This window comes from Salegentibacter salegens, from assembly GCF_900142975.1.
Taxonomy (GTDB): Bacteria; Bacteroidota; Bacteroidia; order Flavobacteriales; family Flavobacteriaceae; genus Salegentibacter; species Salegentibacter salegens.
In genome coordinates this window covers 30,161-49,353 of sequence record NZ_LT670848.1, presented here as the reverse complement: position 1 = coordinate 49,353, position 19,193 = coordinate 30,161, and the positions used below count along the sequence as shown (strand labels likewise).

Here is a 19,193-nt window from a genome sequence, read left to right as displayed (position 1 = left end):
AGCTTTAATTTAGTGCCAAATATACCATATATTTGCTGAAAATTATTTTATGCAGGCTGTAGTTTTTTGGTTGAGTTACCCGCTGCTTTGGCTAATTTCTATTCTTCCTTTTCCTCTTTTTTACCTGGTTTCAGATGTGGTTTACTTTTTAGTTTATCACCTTATAGGGTATAGAAAGAAAACGGTTACCGATAACTTAAAATTTGTCTTTCCTGAAAAATCTAATGAAGAAATTATTCAAATTAGAAAGAAATTCTATTCACATATGTGTGATATGTTTCTGGAAATGATAAAAAGTATTTCTATCTCTGAAGAGGAATTAAAAAAACGATTTGTTTACACCAATCTTGAAGAGCTTAGGCGTATAGAAAAACTGGACAAAAGTATTATGCTTATGTGTGGGCACTATGCCAGTTTTGAGTGGCTTTTTGCGCTACAACTCCACGATCTTAAACACAGCGCTTTTGGTATTTATAAAAAAATTAGAAATCCCGGTTTTGACAAACTAATTAATGACATTAGACAGCGTTTTGGTGCCGAACTTGTACAAAATTCTAAAGCCAGTTTGCGCATAGCCAATAATCAGAAAGAAGGTATTCGGGGGGCTTATGCCATGATAGCCGACCAATCTCCTAAAACACCCAGTTATAAATTCTGGACCGATTTTATGGGGAAAAAAGTTCCTTTTTATACAGGTTCTGAAAGAATAGCTACAGAATTTGATATGGTGGTACTTTACCTGCACGTAGAAAAAGTAAAAAGAGGCCATTATAAGGCCTCTTTAATTAATATTTCTGATAATCCTGCTGAAACTAAAAACAATCAAATAACTTTAGATTACATTCAGCTTTTAGAAAAACAGATTCGCGAAAAACCAGAGCTTTACCTATGGACGCACAAGCGCTGGAAACATTTTGGGAAAGAAATTCCTGCAAATGCCGTTGTTCGTTAAGCTATAATTTTCTTGATTTCCTTAATCATATCCTCAGCCAATTCATCGGCTTTCGCCTGAGATTTTGCTTCGGTATAAATTCTAATAATAGGTTCAGTATTCGACTTTCTTAAATGCACCCAGTTTTCAGGAAAATCTATTTTTACTCCGTCTACGGTAGAAATTTCTTCATTTCTATATTTCTCTTCCATAGCCTTTAAAATTCCGTCTACATCAATTTCGGGCGTCAACTGAATTTTATTTTTGCTCATAAAATAAGCGGTATATTCTTTTCGTAATTTAGAAACACTTATATTTTTTTCGGCTAAATGGGTTAAAAACAAGCCAACACCAACAAGGCTATCACGCCCATAATGAGATTCAGGATAAATAATTCCGCCGTTTCCTTCTCCGCCAATTATTGCATTAGAATCTTTCATTAATTTTACAACATTCACTTCACCTACCGCGCTGGCTTTATATTCCCCACCATGTTTTTGAGTAACATCGCTAAGCGCCCTTGACGACGATAAATTACTTACGGTATTTCCAGAAGTTTTAGATAATACATAATCGGCACAAGCCACAAGCGTATACTCTTCCCCAAACATTTCGCCGTTTTCATCTATAAATGCAAGCCTGTCTACATCTGGATCTACAACAATTCCAAAATCGGCTTTCTCCTTTTTCACTAATTCACTAATATCGGTAAGGTGTTCTTTTAAAGGTTCTGGATTATGCGGAAAATGCCCGTTTGGCTCACAATAAAGTTCTACAACCTCAACGCCCATTTTTTTCAAAAGTTTTGGAATAACAATTCCTCCACTTGAGTTCACTCCATCTACTACAACTTTAAAACCGGCTTTTTTGATTTTATCAGCCTCCACAAGTTTAAGTTTCAAAACCTCCTCTATATGAATATCCATATAATTATCTTTCCTGGTGATGGATCCAAGATCATCAACTTCAGAAAAATTAAAATTATCGTGCTCTGCATATTCCAGGATTTTCGCTCCTTCTGCCCCATCCAGAAATTCGCCTTTACTATTTAATAATTTAAGGGCGTTCCATTGTTTTGGATTATGACTGGCAGTTAAGATAATTCCGCCATCTGCATTTTCCAAAGGCACGGCAATCTCTACCGTAGGAGTTGTTGAAAGGTCTATATCTATCACGTCTATTCCCAACCCGGTGAGCGTATTCATCGTTAAATCCTGTACCATTTTCCCAGAAATTCTGGCGTCACGACCTACCACAACTTTTAATTTTTTATTTTCTGAATTATTCTTTAACCAGGTTCCATAAGCAGCGGCAAACTTCACCGTATCTATTGGTGTTAGATTATCACCCGTTTTACCACCTATAGTACCCCGTATTCCTGAAATTGATTTTATTAAACTCATAAGTTTATTTTATAATGAATATTTTCTATAAAGTAAGCTAGCCAAAGGCAGGCTCACAATGCATTTTATTTTTAAATGTTGAATCCCGATTATCGGGTAAAATTTTAACAAATATACAAGGAGCAGGCAGGTAGCGCCAAAACTTAACAAAAATTAAACAGGAAACTACCGGATTTACGTAACTTTCAAAAATGAATTTCTTAGCACACATATATCTTTCGGACGATAACACGCAATTAAAAATTGGGAATTTTATTGCAGATTCGGTGAAAGGAAAAAAGTATTTAGAGTATCCGCCAGAAATTCAAAAAGGAATAGTATTGCACCGTGCAATTGATACTTTTACTGACACTCACCCTATTGTTAGTAAAAGTGTTGAGCGCCTATTTGATCGTTACGGCCATTACAGCCGGGTTATTGTAGATATTTTATACGATCATTTTCTCGCTGCAAACTGGAAAGAATATTGTGAAACCCCACTAAAAGAATATACCGAAGATTTTTATAAACTTTTACAGGATAATTTTGAAGTTTTACCAAAACCGGTTCAAAATTTTCTTCCATATATGGTGGCCGATAACTGGCTTTATAACTACCGAAAAATAGATGGAATAGAGAAAATTCTTTTTCAAATGAACCGCAGAATTAAATATCGGGTCAAAATGCATTTAGCGGTGGAAGAACTAAGAGAGTTTTATGAAGAATTTGAAAATGAATTTAGGATGTTCTTTGAGGAGCTAAAGGCCTATGTAAAATCTGAGATTAAGGCATAAAAAAGAAGAGCCCAAATTGGGCTCTTCAGTTTCAATAAAATTAAAATATTAGATTAGTTTGAAGGATTAATATTATCTGCAGTTAACCCACTTAATATTGTTGGGTTGTTAGATAATGTTATATCGTCCATAGCAAAATCGTTGCCAGAATTAGCATCTTCAACATCTCTAACTCTCATAATCATTTGCCCGTCTGATTTTGCTTCCATAATGAAACCAACTTCTTTCCATCCTTGTGGATCACTTCCTCCGTCTAGATCGGTGATAGTAAACTGGGTTAGTACCACTCCGTTTGGATCATCTTCAGACTGATAATTAATGCTCAATCTAGCATTATTAACATCTGGTTGACTAAGATCTCTCAATCTCATTGTTACAAAATAGGTTGCTCCTGCACAAAGTTCTGGAGTTCTAACGGTGTAATAAGCTCTATCAGAATAACCTTCTGGTGAACCATCTAGAACTAACATCATACCATCATCATCTGTGTGTGACGTAAAAGGACCATATAAATCGCTAGGTGTATCAGTAATTAAATAAGAACCATAAGGATTGCTAGGATCAAATACATCATAATCGGTATCATCTTCAAAATTCATAGAATCAATGAAATTACCGGTTTCAAAATCGTTTTCGACTGTAACATATTCTGAAAACAAGCAAGGATCTGAATCATCCTGATTACTACATTCTCCTTCTCTAAAATGGTAGTAATTGCTACCGCTATCATATCCTTCTGGCACTTCAGAAAGATCTAAGGTTTCAACATCATCCTGACTGAATGCTCCTAAACGAATTACTTCCCATTCCCCTTCTTCATTCTGCATGGATAGCTCGCCATAATATACATTCTCATCTTCCTCTCCTCTTGCAGGTAAGGCTACACATAATGGTCTTGCATACGCATCTCCATTTTCATAATCACCTGTTTCATTTACATCGCGATAAAGTAAATTATCGTCACTTGTATCAGGAATGGTATTTTCATTATAATTCCATACCGAGAATTGGAATTCAGCAGGAGTGTGTCTACCATCTTCATCACAGTAGTTACCAAATAAACATAGATAAACGATATCTACTTCAGTAAAGTCGAAAAATAAATAGCCGTATTCCTGCACATAATGCTCATCATAACAAAGTACCTCTACATCAATATACTTTTTAACACCATTTTGAAGTACAATATCTTCAATTGGCAAAGCATCACTTACAAAATTTTGATATTCTGCCGGGCCGTAGTCATCATTTTCACGAGGTGCAATATATATAGGATTTCCATCGGTATCCACTACGTCAAAGTATTCCAGAGAATAAGTGCCGGCTAAAAGTTCTAATTCATCATTAGACCCTTCATCAGTGATCCAATTTGTGTCGCCTACCTCTCCGGGAACTACTGGTATCTCAATAAAATCTTCTTCTCCATCTCGATCCAGTACCCAATTACCATCACTATCCTGTAAAGCAACTCTTACCATTGCAGGTTGTGCGTCTGAACAAGCGGGAATGGCGTCGTCACCTTCATTTCCAGGATTTGCTTGTTTAGAGGCCATAGCTCTATCAAAATCTTCGAGGAGCGCTGTAAAGCCTAAGGTTGCCATCTCATCACCAGCCGGTCCATCGGGACTGTCTGGATTGTCTTCCTTACTACAGGAAGTCATTACCATCGCTAAAAGAGCGACGTAAGCCAAATAAATTTTAAAGTTTTTCATAATAAAAAATTTAGATTAATTAATAAAAGGTTTGATTAATAAGCCTGGAAAAGATCCACCCAATGACAGGCTTATGAGTTAATATTTTAGTTTATTCTATTTCGCATATTGATTGATTATCTACGTTGGTTGCCGACATAACCTTAAAAAGATTATTTCCGAAAATTTGTCCCGGATAAAATGGCTCTGAGCAACTTGTATGGAGATTATATGATACTTCTGAAATTGTAAATTCCAATTCTGTCCATACTGAAGGAATAGGATGTCCTCCATTTGTTGCCTCCCCTGGCAACAGTATTTCTTCATTTGTATTTACATCTCCATTAAATATTTCGTAAGGAGCGTCTGGACCGTTATGAGTTACCACCAAATTAATTAGATCGTCACCTAAATATTTAACCGTTAGCTGCTTTATTTTCCCACCCTCATTATTATCACAAGGTACACAGTCTTTCGGTTCTTCGGGATCCTGGGGTTCTTCTTCACATTCTCCTTCATTTTCTGTTAAATCATCTAATAAATCGAAATTATCTGCTTCACCGCAACAAGCTTCTCTAAAATGGTAGTAATAATGCTTTTGCTCTTCCTGGTATATATTAGCAAGATCTTCAGCATTAAAACTTCCTTCCCTTATTAAGGTTTCAGTTTCATCCGCTACGATCCATATTTTTGCATAATAATTATCTATTTCTGGAAGTGGAAAGCAAAGTGCATCAGCGTAATAATGAGTTCCAGTATCATCAGTAAAAGTTTTTCTTTCATTTTGGGCAACTACTAAAAGATCACCTTCATTTGTGTCTTCCCAAACCTTCATTTTAAATTGGGCAGGCATATGTCTCTGATCTTCTTCACATATATTTCCGTAAGTACATAGGTAAATTAAATTGGTTGCATTAAAATCGAAGAATAAATACCCAAAAGCAAATGCGTAGTGTTCCTCATAACATAAGACTTCTATAGGCTGGTAATATTTTACACCGGGACGAATTTTAACTTCTATTGGTAATGGGTTGTTTACGAAATTGTGATACTGAATACTTTGGCTGTAATCTAAATCTCCTTCGGGGATTCTAGGAGCCATATAAATAATATCTTCCTGATTGTTCCCGGCTGCAGTAGCTACAGCAAAATATTCTATACTATATTCACCTTCTTCAAGTTCAAGATCTGCTGATTCCTGGGTAAACCAGGCATCCATATTTCCATCGTTATCCAAATCGGTTCCGTTGGGATTAACTTCAATTTCTATCTTATTTTGGTTAGAATCTTTATACCAAACCCAATTTTCATTATCATCTTTTACCTTAATAGCCACTCTCACAAAAAGAGGGTTTTCGTCTGAACACTGCGGGATATTGTAAGAATCAGAAGAACTTTGTTTATTTAATTGATTGCGGTTAGCCAGGTCGCTTAGTACGCTTCCGAAGGAAAGTTTCCCAACAGCGTGAGATTCCTGTATTTCTTTACCTACTTCTTCTTTAGTGCAGGATACAACACAAAACAATATTAGAATTATTCCCAGGCTAAAACGTATAATTTTTTTCATAGCTTAAGTCGTTTAAATATTCCCTGAAATACATCAGGCACATTTCCGTATAGTGTAGGGATAAAATGATTGGAAGGGGTGAAAATTTCAGGCTGGTAGGATATTGCCTTTAAAATTTAACTCTAATTTATGTGGAGGATGATAACTACTAAATGGGGGAAATCCTGTAAGATTCAGCAACTTTCAATCAATTAATTATTAGTCTTTTTCTTACAAGAATAGTCAAAATTTGAAAAATTAGGATCTATCTTTAGTATAAAACATAAATGAATAGATGAAATACTATTAGATTCGATAAACTATAATAATTAGTATACTCCTGAAAAAGGCAAAAACTTAAAACTCTAGCCTGATTTTAAATTTTAACCCCATTTATTTCCACCACCCGTAGGAAAATTTGAAGGAGGTTCTTTTAGAAAATTGAAAATAATAACGAAAAAATTTATAGAGTAAAATATTATTGCCTGAATGGTAATTAATTGTGGAAATTACCCTCAATTACTGTGGAAATTATGTCTACACTTTTGAGACCAAAAATTTTATAAAAGCAAAACCCGGAGGATATCCCCCGGGTCGCATTCAACTATTTAATAAAAAATTATACAAAAAACCAATAGCCGTATTTTTGCTCGACTTCTTTCCAGCCCCATTTAGAATTATAATACCATCTATCATACTTTCTAAGGACTGTCAATCCGTTAAGTGTATAATATTCACCGTTTACATACTCGGGTTCTGACCCATCTTCTGTATACATACTTTTAATGCCAGAAATATCGCCCGAAGAAAGTGCTGAACGTTGCACCTGGTAGGTGTTACCATTTGTTCTCGTTATAGTAGGATCCCCATTCTTAGAAAAAGAATAAGCACCATACATCATTATGGATTCAAAATCCAGGCTTGTGGTATATTCATCACCATCAAAACCACTGGCTTCGTAAGTATGAAAATTATGCTCAGTACCGCTTCTAACATTATCCAGGTGTACCGTAATATAATTATTCCTATCTACACGGCTTTGTTCGTGCCATAGTCCTACGGCATGACCAATTTCGTGGATGGTATTTCCGGTGCTACAGTAATCAGATAAGGTTATGTTCTGTCTGCCTCCAATCATACCGACATAGGAAGAGCAACCAGATCCGGTAGTAAAGTATATATAATTAGATTGCCCTGATCTTTCTACGAACTTTAACGGGGTGTTATTCTCCCAATGACGTATTGCATCGTAAACTCTGTTTTTATCAGAGAGACTGGAGTTTATAGAATAATAAACCGTATTGTCGGGCCACATTCCCGAAGTACGCCCTGTACTCTTTTCCTGGGGAATAGCCTCTTTATTTTTATAAACAATAGATTGAGGGGATTTGCTGGATTTATTTTTAGGAATCAAAATATCACCCTGGTAAACATAATCACTGCCATGATCTTCTACAGGCATCTTTTGACCGGAATAATAAATTTGGGAAACAGGTCCCAGATCGTCGGGAAAGGCCATTTCTGATTGTTGATCTGAGATTTCTTCTGGTTTGAGTTGCGTTTCTGCTTCTTGATTTTCTGAAATTGGATCTTTACTACATGCCAGAATCGCCAGAACAGGTAGTAACAAAAATTTACTTTTTTTCATAAGTAGGGTTTTACTTTTTTTATGATTTAATTAATACAAAATTTCATTCTGGATTTACAAAGGTCGTTCCAAAAAAAACACGTTATAATCGCTGTAAATTTTTAATAGTCAGATTCCTACAAGGATAATGAATTTTCAGTTTTAAAACGATTTGGGATCTTCTAAAACCTAATAAAATTATTTTTCATTTTATTCTTGAAAGGCTGTTATTACTATTACATGCAGTAAGTTTTAAATTTTAAATGACTTGTAAATACTCAGAATTTAGGGCCAACATACAGCCTTATTTTTGATTCGTTAATTTTTTTAACAAAAAAGCTGTGCGAAATTTTCGCACAGCCTCTTTTGCAATCATCAAGATTGAGGATTACAAAAAACCCAGTTAATTAGTCACCCCCCGGTTATAAATTTACTGGGTAATTTTTATTCTAATTAAGTATCAGATCTTGAACATACGTTCGCAGAAAAACGTACATACACGGTTCCTGAGAAATCTCCTGTAATTGTAGTCTCAATATCAGCATCATTAGTATCCTCTGGTGCAATTAGATTATTTTCATTTACACAAGTTATTGCACCGCCCAATTCGTCTACAATTTCCATCTTATAATCCTTCAGATAAAAATCGGTATTGGTACTGATTAATAGCATATCACCATCATCATTAAAAGATATTAGTCCGAATGCTAGGCTAGTAGTCTCGTCACTAAAAAGTGCTAAAGGCTCCGAACTTGTTATTGCTATCCAATCGGTAAGATCAGTTAAATCAGTCCCTGCAACATAAACTCTTTCACAGTCGCCAGCTGATGGTAAGGTAGGACACTCTGCAACATCATCCCCACATGTGGGATCTGGATCTCTTACACACCCAGGGTTTTCATTCTCATTTAAAATATCATCGCCATCAATATCAGAATCACAAACATCTCCTACTCCATCTTCATCTAAATCTGCCTGATCTGTATTTGGAGTACTTGGGCAATTATCCTGCCCATTAGGTATTGTATCTTCATCACAGTCAGCAGCAGGATCTGTTGGGTCACATTCTTCACCATTTCCATTGCCAGGATCCCCGTCACAGAAGAATAAATGGAAATAATCAATAGTCCCATCTTCACGAACACTTTCCATTAAGTCTGACCATGAAAGATCAAGGATAATTTCTTCATCGGCAGGAGTTGGATAATTCCCTTCCCAATCCGATAAAGTTGCAATTATTCTTATATAATCTGTACCACTGGTTTCTTCAAACATAGGCGCAGGAACTGCAAAGCAAAATGGATCAGCGTAGTAAACATCTGTATCATCATCAAATCCATAACTACCTTCTGGAAGATCCATACTTTCATATAAAGTTCTATCTTCATCTCCGCCAGTATATATAACCTCAAGGCTATAATTGGCAGTATAATGTCTTCCATCTTCATCACAGTAGTTTGCAAAAATGCATACTTCGTGCAGTACTTCAGGTACCAGATCAAAAAATTGGTAACCATATAAATTTACATCACGATTATCAAAGCAAAGAACCTCAATATCAACATATTTTTTAGAGCCTGCTCTTATTAGAAAATTATATGGAAGTCCCTGGTTTACAAAAGTGCCATAATCACTGGTAGTTGTTGGTGCTGCCCAAATTACTGTAGAACCAGCATCTTCTGGATCTCCATCATATACCAAAAAGGTAGTAACTGATACAGTTGCTGTCTTATCATCAGCATTTGCCACGGGAATTTTTAAGTCTTCATCATAATCTGTGTAAAAGCTTCCATCTTCACTTAAAATAGGAACATTTACATTAATAATACCTTCCAGGTCTGTACCTGAATTATGTGTTAACTCAATATGCGCATAGGCCGGAGCGTCAGATGAACAGTCGGGAATACTTTGTTTCACCGCTGCACGGTTTACAAAGTCATTAAGGGTTGCTCCCAGACTTAATTCAGCAAAACTTTCGGAACCTGGATCGTTATTTAAAGTTCCTTCCTCATCTTTGGTACACGAGGTAAAAAAGAGGGAAAAAACGGCCACAATGGCCAGATATTTTCTTAGAAGTTTCATAATTAAAGTTTTTGGATTAAATATTTAGAATGGTTAGTAAAAACTACCAGGAGTTTTAATGCTCCCGGTAGTGATTTTCATTTTAGTAACAAGCTACTGCGTGAATAATAATATAGAAATCATCACTATAGCCTCTATCCCATGTATATGTAAGTGTATTTTCATCTACCTCATCGTTGAGGTTATATTGCCCGGGTGCAAATACATCATTTCCAGAAGGAGCATTTTCACTCAAATTAATATGAAGATCATTTAAACTCACATTAGGATTAAGTGTAATTTCTAAAGTGATTTCATCACCATCTATAGAAATTTCAGCCGTACCAATATGTTCTCCTTTAGAAGTATCATTTTGGCCAGCACCTGCCCAAATATCGTAGGTTTCACTAGCTCCATCTATACTTGTTTGATAGTGCTCTGCCCAGCCCCAACGATTTGCATTGGCAAGTGTATTTAGTGCTGTATCACCTTCCATATAGGCGGTTTCGCAGATATCACCACCTTCTTCAGGACATCCATTATTGGATTCCGGACCCGCCTGGTAAGGACAATCATCATTACAATCATTTAATCCATCATTATCAGCATCGCCAGTACAGTCGTCAATAGGACAACCACCATCTAAAGGATCACCAGCATCTTCAGGACATTCATCACATCCATCTGGAACACCGTCTTCGTCCATATCATCCTTATCATTATAACCTGGACATACATCATCTTCATTAGGTATACAATCACCATCGGTATCCCCTTCGGTTATTGGACAATCGAGTATAGGATCATCTCCACAGTTAAAGAATATATGTTCATAATCTATAGTGCTATTATCGCCAAAATATGACTGTACATCCTCCCAGCTTAGAAAAATCACTTCAGACTCTTCACCTTCCGGAGATTCATAATTAGCATCCCAATCAGCTAAAGTAACTGTAACACGTAAATAAATGTCAGTGTCTAACTCATCATACATTGGAGAAGGAATTGCTAAGCATAATGGCTCAGCATACCAGTCTCCTGAATTATCATCTTCGGTATTTCCGGTTTCCGGAGACCTGTTAGTATATAAGTTAATATCGTCTTCCCCTTCTCTTATATAATCAATATCAACATTATAATTTGCTGTGAAGTGTCGTCCGTTATCGGTACAATAGTTTGCAAATACACAGAACTCATAAAGCTCTATTGGAATAAGATCAAAGAACTGGTAACCATACAGGTTTACATCTCTATCATCAAAACATAATACTTCTACATCCAGATATTTTTTAGAGCCTGCTCTTAAATCAAAATTGATAGGTAAAGCATCATTTACGAAGTTCTTATATTCACCTTCATCGGTTGGTGCTACCCATATTGGTGAAACACCTTCTCCAGGTTCTTCAGCATACACCATAAATGTTGTTAGGCTTACTGCGGTTGTGGTTTCATTAGCAGGAATAGGAATTTCCAGATCCTCGTCATAATCAGTGAAATAAATTTCACCATCAAAAAGGATAGGTATTACTACATCCTCGGTTCCCATTTCGTGGGTAAGTACAACCCAGGCATACATTGGTGTTTCATCGGAACATTCCGGGATTACATCTGTAATAGCCTGACGATTATTATTCACAAGGTCATTTAGAATAGCACCTATTGAAATACTACCCATTTCCTCATTTACAGAGGGTTCGTTGGTCTCATCTTTACTACAGGATGAAAATAGCAGCCCCGTAGCCATGAAAATGGCCAGAATTAATTTTAAATTCTTCATTGTTTCTATGTTTTAAAAGGAATTAAAAAGGTGTCCCAGTTTTTGGGACACCTTTTAAGAGTTTTTAGTACTCGTCAAATTCACCACAAGCGACTGGTGTAAAGTCTGCTTCGTGAAGCACAGCTGTTCTAGCTTCAGGATCACCCAACGCAATAACTTCGGCATTGGTCAAAGAAAATGTTCTGGTGTAAAACATATTACCCATAGCATCTGCCTCAGGCCAAACTGCTCCGGCATAGTCAAGTGACCAGATTGGATTTCCATAATCTCCACAAGAAGCATTTTCGTGAATGTGTTGTGGCACATCTCCTGGAGTAAGTTCGGTAGCTGCTGTAGTAGCGGTTAACTGGTTTCCTACTAGTTTAAGGTAAGCGAATCCAACAGCGTTAGCGTCGCCTAAATTCTTTAAACATGCTTTATAACGCTTTGCTTCAACTCTTGGGTCATCAAATGGTGGAGGGTTGTCATTTCCACATCCATAATTAAAGTGGTAATAATCCATTGTTGAATCATCGTCTTCACTATAGAACATTCTAATTTCTTCATCAGTGATTGGACCTGCAAGAATTACTTCTCCGGCATCGTCTGAACTATACTCATCGGTATCATTCAACGATATCTCGAAATAGTAAGTATCAGTTTCAGCTGTATCAGGTAACCAGAAACATAATGGATCTGAAAAATAATCGCCAGTAGTTTCATCTACGTCTACAGTATTAGATTCAGTGTAAATTGGATCTCCAACTGCTTCTGAGCCCATCCATACATTTACTGTATAACCGGCTACATAGTGTTTACCATCTTCTGAAGGACAGAAGTTTCCGAATAAACAGAATTTAATTAGCGGAATTGGTACAAGGTCAAAGAATTGGTATCCGTATAAGTTTACATCTCTGTCATCAAAACATAATACTTCTACATCTACATATTTCTTTGAGCCAGCTCTAAGTTCAAAATTAATTGGAAGCGGATCGTTTACAAAATTCTCATAATCACTTCCTTCCTTTGGAGCTATCCAAATAGGTAATGTAGTGTCACCCGGTTCTTCGGAATACACCCAGAAATCGGTTACACTAATTGAAGTGGTTGTTTCCCCTGCAGGGATTGGAATTGCCAGTTCCTCATCATAATCTGTAAAATAAGTAGTCCCATCAAAGTTAACAGGAACAACTACATCTTCTTCTCCCATATCATGAGTAAGAATAACTCTTACATACATGGGTGCATCTTCTGAACACTCAGGAATCGCCTGTTTTAATAATCCCTGTCTATCCAGATCATTTAAAACTGCTCCCAGGGAAATGGTCGCCATTTCTCCATCGGTTCCCACATTATTAGTGGATTCATCTTTACTACAAGATGTAAATAGTATCGCGACAATCACGAAACTTGAAAGGTAATTTTTTAGGTTTTTCATAACACTAAAGTTTTGGTTAATAAATATTTAGAATGGTTAAAACAATATATATAATCTGACTCCATAAGGAGCATCTTGATATATCAATACTATACTAATGGGGGGCTCAAAAATTATGTTGAGGTAAATACTAGTGAAGTGGGGTGACTAGTAATTCATATGATAAATGTAGTCTAATTCTTTCCTATCATGCTATAGGGGTTTTCTCCCCTATTTTACCGAAAAACAAGTTTTACACTTTTTGATAATCTATAAGCTTATGATTAATTGCATAAATAATACTTTCCAGGGAGGGTGTAATCTCAAGTCTGTCTAGACTTTGAAAATTAAATTAAAATTTTTAGACTAGATTATGACACAAGAAGAGATTAAGGAATTAAAGGAAAAAGCATTAAAACAATTTTTATCAGGAGAATCCCTAACCGGCAAAAACGGCGCTTTTGCTCCAATGCTTAGGGAGTTTATGGAAGAGGCCCTGGAAGCAGAAATGTCTTCGCACCTTTCCGATGAAGAAAAAGGCTCAAAAGCAGGTAATAAGCGTAATGGCAAAGGCAAAAAGACCCTAAAGAGCAGCCAAGGGGACGTCACCATTAACACGCCCCAGGATCGTAACAGTACCTTTGAGCCGGAGATCGTAGCGAAACGCCAGCGTATCCTGGCCGATAATTTAGAAAAGCAGATTATAGGCATGTACGGGATGGGCAATAGCCTGCGGGATATCTCAGCTCATATAGAGGAAATGTATGATTCCAAGATATCCACACACGTTCTAAGTGATATTACGGACCGGGTGATTCCCAAGGTTAAGGAATGGCAGGATCGCCCCTTGGAGCCGGTATATTGCATCCTATGGCTCGACGCGATGCACTTCAAGGTACGCGAAGAAGGCAAAGTAAAGCACAAGGCCTTGTATAATATTTTAGGAATAAATAAAGCTGGAAGAAAGGAAGTGCTGGGTATGTATATCTCGGAAAGTGAAGGGGCCAATTTTTGGCTTCAGGTGCTGACCCAATTAAACAACCGTGGCTTAAAAGATATTCTGATTGCCTGTACGGATAATCTTACGGGCTTTAGTGAAGCCATTCATTCTGTTTATCCCAAGACTGATATTCAGCTATGTATTGTCCACCAGATCCGCAATAGTATGAAGTATGTGGCCAGTAAGGATCAAAAAGATTTTATGAAAGACCTTAAACTGGTGTACAAGGCTGACACCAAAGACCAGGCTGAATCGGCTTTACTGGATCTGGAAGAAAAATGGGGCAAAAGATATCCCATAGTGATCCGTTCCTGGAATGATAACTGGGACCGATTGAGTGCTTATTTTGAATATACCGCACCCATTAGAAAACTCATATACACCACAAATGCCGTAGAGGCTTTTCACCGGCAGGTAAGAAAAGTAACCAAGACCAAAGGCGCTTTTACCAATGATATGGCACTATTGAAGCTGGTTTACCTAGCTACCAGAAGAATTGAAAAGAAATGGAACGCCCCACTGCAGAACTGGGGTTTGGTAGTTCAACAATTAGCTATTAAATTTGAAGGTCGGCTAGAGTTGGACTTAGCCACCAATGAAACGAAAAACTAAAATTTTCTTCTCCCGGGGGTACCCCCGGGAGAAGAAGCAGACAGAGTTGAGCTAACACTCCCTTTCCAGGATTGTATCAGAGTTCGTTCTCTTTATAATATTAGAACGATGTTTCTCTATAGTTTTAGGGGAAATAAATAAAGCCTCAGAGATATCTTTGGTTTTATATCCTTTTATAAGCAATTCAATAATTTCCTTTTCCCGGTTGGTAAACTTAAATTCGGTTAGCTGGCTATTTTGCTTAAAACAATTTTCTACCTCTTCAGAAGCAGTTCCTATCCTATCATTAATCGCTTCATTCTCCTCCATGAGATCTATAAACATGACAAACTGATGCCCAAAATTCCTATTTAACTTAGAAAAATTAATACGGGCATTTCTTACCTTATCATTTCTTAATAATAACGCAGTCCTGGTGGCTGCTTTTATATGTTTACCCCTGGCAAAATTTCTTAAACTATCTTTAACTTTCTGTACATTTTCGCACTTTACGAAGTCGGTTAGTTTTAAACCCTTTTTCTCTTTCACATCAAAACTTTGCTTAAAAGCATCGTTCATGGCTACAATTTCATTTTGATCCAGGAGTACTACCGGTTGGGAAATTATATTAAACATTCCCATAAAGGCATCTTTCCAAAAATTAGAAAGGGAACGATTGCTGTAAACCAATTTTATGATTTTTCCACAAAGTGCTTCTATAGTAGGAGAATATAAAAATTCATCTACCACTTTTCTAAACCTGCTTTCGGCCTCGGCCCTATACCGCTCTTCAGCATAAACTACAAGCCAGGCCTTTGTAAGAAAATGATTTGATTTAAAATTGGCGATATTCTTAAAATTCCTTCCCGATCTAAAAGAAGAATAATCTAATAAGATTACATCGGGCAATAAGTTAAGTGCCATGTTAAAGCCAGTATGTAATGAGTTTGCATAAGCTACTTCAAATTGCATACTAACACCCTCCTGAACACAGTCTACCATACTTTGTTTGTTGGTAATAAGCAGTAACTGCTTTTTTTCTGTTATCATAATACATCAATTTTGCGGCTGTTTAGCCAGTTAGTAAAAATCGTGGAGTAGGTCCACAAAACATTAAATTGATAGATTCAAAACATATCAATAGAAGGGTCTGGATGTTTTAAATCTCAGTGGGGGGACAAAAAATAAAAGGGGCAAAATTGATGGGGCTAAAATTTACCTACTTGTAGGTTTACTATTTTTCCGGGGGGTGGAAAAAATTTTTCATGAAGATTTGGTATTTCAAATATAGGGGATTAACCTTATTTTATGCAAAAAAATAAAGTAATATTATACTGACAATCAACATAATAAATCAAGGATGAAAGTAGTTACAAACCCGATAAATTCGAATTAATATATTACTCCTAAGAAAATTATATTAACCCCAATACTGTTCTCCTCAAAAATTAACGCTAATTCACAACTTAAAAACTTTAAACCATAATTAACACTACCGGAAACTTCCTTTCTTTTTAGTTAGCAACACTTTAAGTACCTTTGCCCCCTTGATAAAAAATATGGCTAAAACCGAAGAATTTATAGAAGTATTAGGGGCTCGCGTCCATAATCTTAAAAATATAGATGTTAATATTCCGAGAGAAAAACTGGTAGTAATTACCGGTCTATCGGGTTCAGGAAAATCATCCCTGGCTTTTGATACTATTTACGCTGAGGGACAGCGCCGTTACATAGAAACTTTTTCAGCATATGCCCGGCAATTTTTGGGCGGCCTGGAGCGTCCCGATGTAGATAAAATTGAAGGCCTTTCCCCTGTTATTGCCATAGAGCAAAAAACTACCAGTAAGAATCCGCGTAGTACAGTTGGTACTATTACAGAGATTTACGATTTCTTACGCTTACTTTATGCACGCGCCGGCGATGCTTATAGTTATAAGACCGGTGAAAAAATGGTTAGTTACAGTGATAGCCAAATAAAAGATCTCATTTTAAAAGATTTTAAAGGAAAAAAAGTAAGCGTTTTGGCTCCGGTGGTTAAATCCAGAAAAGGGCATTACCGTGAGTTATTTGAACAAATAGCCAAGCAGGGATTTCTTAAAGCAAGGGTAAATGGTGAAGTTAGGGACCTGGTAAAAGGAATGAAACTAGACCGGTACAAAACCCACGATATTGAAATTGTAATCGATAGATTAAAAATTGATGATAAGACCGATGCACAAAAGCGGCTGGACGAGAGCATAAAAACTGCGATGTATCACGGCAGTGATACGCTAATAATTTTAGACCAGGAAACTGAAAATGTTCGTTATTTCAGCAGAAATTTAATGTGCCCTACAACCGGGATCTCTTATCCTAATCCAGAACCTAACACTTTTTCTTTTAATTCTCCCAAAGGTGCCTGCCCAAGTTGTAACGGCATTGGTACGCTATACCAGGTGAATATTGATAAAATTATTCCTGATAATTCAAAATCGATTAAAAATGGAGCTTTAGCTCCCCACGGCCCGCAAAAGAAAAATTGGGTGTTTTCTCAGCTTGAATTAATTGCTGAACGCTGGGACTTTAAACTCACAGATCCTGTTTCTAAAATTCCAGATGCCGCAATGAAGTTTATTCTTAACGGCGGGAAAGAGACCTTTACGAAAGAATCTAAAAGTCTTGGGATAACCCGTGAGTTCAAGATCAATTTTGAAGGTGTCGCAACGTTTATTGAAACCACTTTTAATAATAACGATTCTACTTCGTTAAGACGCTGGGCTAAAGAATATATGGATAAAGTTGAATGTCCTGTTTGTGAAGGCAGCCGACTTAAGAAAGAATCGCTTTATTTTAGAATTAATAATAAAAATATAGCTGAACTTTCTTTGATGGATATTGAAGACCTGGCTAAATGGTTTAATGGTTTGGAAAAAAAACTGAGCGAAAAACAAAACCAGATTGCTTCTGAAGTTATTAAAGAAATTAGAACAAGAATTGGTTTTCTTGTAGACGTTGGGCTCACCTATCTTTCACTTAATCGCGGTTCAAAATCACTTTCGGGTGGGGAAGCACAACGAATAAGATTGGCAACGCAAATTGGTTCTCAGCTGGTTGGGGTACTCTATATTTTAGATGAACCAAGTATTGGTTTGCATCAACGGGACAACGAGAAACTCATTAATTCTTTAATTGCTCTTCGTGATATTGGCAATTCTGTTATTGTGGTAGAACACGATAAGGATATGATAGAACGCGCCGATTATGTGATTGATATTGGGCCAAGGGCCGGAAAATATGGTGGTGAAATTATAAGTGAAGGGCCACCTTCAGAATTATTAAAACACGATACCCTTACCGCTTCTTATTTAAACGGAAGTAAACAAATTGCTATTCCTAAAGAAAGAAGAAAAGGAAACGGAAAGCATATAGAACTAAAAGGAGCGACTGGAAATAATCTTAAGAATGTTTCAATTAAAATTCCTTTAGGACAAATGATTGCGGTAACCGGTGTTTCCGGAAGTGGTAAATCTACTCTCATTAACGAGACGTTATATCCTATTATGAACGCCCATTATTTTAATGGCGTAAAAGAACCAAAACCTTATAAAACAATTAAAGGACTGGATAACGCCGATAAAGTAATTGATATTAACCAGACACCAATTGGGAGAACTCCAAGATCTAACCCGGCCACTTATACCGGTGTGTTTTCAGAAATTAGAAGTTTATTTGCAAAAACTCCCGAGTCTCTTATTCGTGGTTATAAACCTGGAAGATTCAGTTTTAATGTAAAAGGCGGTAGATGTGAAACCTGTAGAGGTGGCGGATTACGAGTTATTGAAATGAATTTCCTCCCAGACGTTTACGTAGAATGCGAAACCTGCCAGGGAAAACGCTTTAACCGTGAAACTCTGGAAATTAGATACAAAGGAAAATCTATAGCTGACGTTTTAGAAATGACTATTAACGAAGCAACAACCTTTTTTGAACCAATTCCCAAGATATATAGAAAGCTAAAAACTATTAAAGATGTTGGTTTAGGCTATATCACTTTGGGCCAGCAAAGTACCACCCTTTCAGGTGGGGAAGCCCAGCGAATAAAACTTGCTACCGAGCTTTCAAAACGCGATACGGGAAATACTTTTTATATCTTAGACGAGCCTACCACTGGTTTACACTTTGAAGATATTCGGGTATTAATGGACGTTTTAAACGAATTGACAAATAAAGGAAATACTGTCCTTATTATAGAACATAATATGGATGTAATAAAAATGGCCGATTATATAATTGATATAGGCCCCGAAGGTGGTAAAAATGGCGGTAAAGTAATCGCTAAAGGCACACCCGAAGAAGTTGCCAAATCAAAGAAAAGTTATACTGCCGGTTTCCTTAAAAAAGAATTACACTAACAATAC

At 36.6% G+C, this 19,193-nt stretch carries 12 protein-coding genes; 4 read left to right on the top strand and 8 right to left on the bottom strand.

The features are described from left to right. Window positions 1-49: 49 nt before the first annotated feature. On the top strand, window positions 50-952 hold the full coding sequence (locus B5488_RS00185; protein ID WP_079733442.1) for a lysophospholipid acyltransferase family protein: 903 nt from the start codon (window positions 50-52) through the stop codon (window positions 950-952). On the opposite strand, the gene glmM is transcribed toward B5488_RS00185, so the two are convergent. After that, window positions 949-2,334, bottom strand: coding sequence for a phosphoglucosamine mutase (gene glmM / locus B5488_RS00180; RefSeq protein WP_079733441.1), 1,386 nt, complete (start codon window positions 2,332-2,334; stop codon window positions 949-951). The genes B5488_RS00185 and glmM overlap by 4 nt on opposite strands. Window positions 2,335-2,525: 191 nt before the next feature. Between glmM and B5488_RS00175 the strand changes: the two genes are divergently transcribed. Then, on the top strand, window positions 2,526-3,107 hold the full coding sequence (locus B5488_RS00175) for an acyl carrier protein phosphodiesterase (protein WP_079733440.1): 582 nt from the start codon (window positions 2,526-2,528) through the stop codon (window positions 3,105-3,107). 53 nt (window positions 3,108-3,160) lie between these two features. Here the strand turns inward: B5488_RS00175 and B5488_RS00170 are convergent, their stop codons facing one another. From B5488_RS00170 to B5488_RS00145, 6 genes are all read right to left on the bottom strand, one after another. Then, on the bottom strand, window positions 3,161-4,819 hold the full coding sequence (locus B5488_RS00170) for a hypothetical protein (protein WP_079733439.1): 1,659 nt from the start codon (window positions 4,817-4,819) through the stop codon (window positions 3,161-3,163). A 91-nt stretch (window positions 4,820-4,910) separates the two neighbouring features. Further along, entirely contained in the window at window positions 4,911-6,365 is a 1,455-nt protein-coding gene (locus B5488_RS00165) for a hypothetical protein (protein ID WP_079733438.1), read from the bottom strand. A 598-nt stretch (window positions 6,366-6,963) separates the two neighbouring features. Beyond that, window positions 6,964-7,992 (bottom strand): M12 family metallopeptidase, encoded by a 1,029-nt coding sequence (locus tag B5488_RS00160; RefSeq protein WP_079733437.1) that lies wholly within the window; start codon window positions 7,990-7,992, stop codon window positions 6,964-6,966. A 432-nt stretch (window positions 7,993-8,424) separates the two neighbouring features. Beyond that, on the bottom strand, window positions 8,425-10,053 hold the full coding sequence (locus B5488_RS18035; protein WP_079733436.1) for a thrombospondin type 3 repeat-containing protein: 1,629 nt from the start codon (window positions 10,051-10,053) through the stop codon (window positions 8,425-8,427). 82 nt (window positions 10,054-10,135) lie between these two features. Beyond that, a complete protein-coding gene (locus B5488_RS00150; RefSeq protein ID WP_079733435.1) occupies window positions 10,136-11,809 on the bottom strand; it encodes a hypothetical protein in 1,674 nt (557 codons plus the stop codon). A 64-nt stretch (window positions 11,810-11,873) separates the two neighbouring features. Beyond that, window positions 11,874-13,226 (bottom strand): hypothetical protein, encoded by a 1,353-nt coding sequence (locus tag B5488_RS00145; protein ID WP_079733434.1) that lies wholly within the window; start codon window positions 13,224-13,226, stop codon window positions 11,874-11,876. Window positions 13,227-13,578: 352 nt separating this feature from the next. On the opposite strand from B5488_RS00145, the gene B5488_RS00140 reads away from it, so the two are divergent. Continuing rightward, window positions 13,579-14,817 carry an IS256 family transposase gene (locus tag B5488_RS00140; protein ID WP_079733433.1) on the top strand — a complete coding sequence of 413 codons (1,239 nt, stop codon included), beginning with the start codon at window positions 13,579-13,581 and terminating at the stop codon, window positions 14,815-14,817. Between the two features lie 51 nt (window positions 14,818-14,868). On the opposite strand, the gene B5488_RS00135 is transcribed toward B5488_RS00140, so the two are convergent. Next, the gene (locus tag B5488_RS00135; protein WP_079733432.1) at window positions 14,869-15,846 is read right to left on the bottom strand and encodes a helix-turn-helix transcriptional regulator; all 978 of its coding nucleotides are present in this window, start codon (window positions 15,844-15,846) and stop codon (window positions 14,869-14,871) included. 509 nt (window positions 15,847-16,355) lie between these two features. Between B5488_RS00135 and uvrA the strand changes: the two genes are divergently transcribed. Continuing rightward, window positions 16,356-19,187 (top strand): excinuclease ABC subunit UvrA, encoded by a 2,832-nt coding sequence (uvrA, locus tag B5488_RS00130; RefSeq protein WP_079733431.1) that lies wholly within the window; start codon window positions 16,356-16,358, stop codon window positions 19,185-19,187. The last annotated feature ends 6 nt before the right edge of the window (window positions 19,188-19,193 follow it).

What these genes read in the sequence shown, in the direction of transcription:
- B5488_RS00185 (WP_079733442.1), top strand. Translation starts at nt 50, where the DNA reads ATGCAGGCTGTAGTTTTTTGGTTGAGTTACCCGCTGCTTTGGCTAATT.
- glmM (WP_079733441.1), bottom strand. Translation starts at nt 2,334, where the DNA reads ATGAGTTTAATAAAATCAATTTCAGGAATACGGGGTACTATAGGTGGT.
- B5488_RS00175 (WP_079733440.1), top strand. Translation starts at nt 2,526, where the DNA reads ATGAATTTCTTAGCACACATATATCTTTCGGACGATAACACGCAATTA.
- B5488_RS00170 (WP_079733439.1), bottom strand. Translation starts at nt 4,819, where the DNA reads ATGAAAAACTTTAAAATTTATTTGGCTTACGTCGCTCTTTTAGCGATG.
- B5488_RS00165 (WP_079733438.1), bottom strand. Translation starts at nt 6,365, where the DNA reads ATGAAAAAAATTATACGTTTTAGCCTGGGAATAATTCTAATATTGTTT.
- B5488_RS00160 (WP_079733437.1), bottom strand. Translation starts at nt 7,992, where the DNA reads ATGAAAAAAAGTAAATTTTTGTTACTACCTGTTCTGGCGATTCTGGCA.
- B5488_RS18035 (WP_079733436.1), bottom strand. Translation starts at nt 10,053, where the DNA reads ATGAAACTTCTAAGAAAATATCTGGCCATTGTGGCCGTTTTTTCCCTC.
- B5488_RS00150 (WP_079733435.1), bottom strand. Translation starts at nt 11,809, where the DNA reads ATGAAGAATTTAAAATTAATTCTGGCCATTTTCATGGCTACGGGGCTG.
- B5488_RS00145 (WP_079733434.1), bottom strand. Translation starts at nt 13,226, where the DNA reads ATGAAAAACCTAAAAAATTACCTTTCAAGTTTCGTGATTGTCGCGATA.
- B5488_RS00140 (WP_079733433.1), top strand. Translation starts at nt 13,579, where the DNA reads ATGACACAAGAAGAGATTAAGGAATTAAAGGAAAAAGCATTAAAACAA.
- B5488_RS00135 (WP_079733432.1), bottom strand. Translation starts at nt 15,846, where the DNA reads ATGATAACAGAAAAAAAGCAGTTACTGCTTATTACCAACAAACAAAGT.
- uvrA (WP_079733431.1), top strand. Translation starts at nt 16,356, where the DNA reads ATGGCTAAAACCGAAGAATTTATAGAAGTATTAGGGGCTCGCGTCCAT.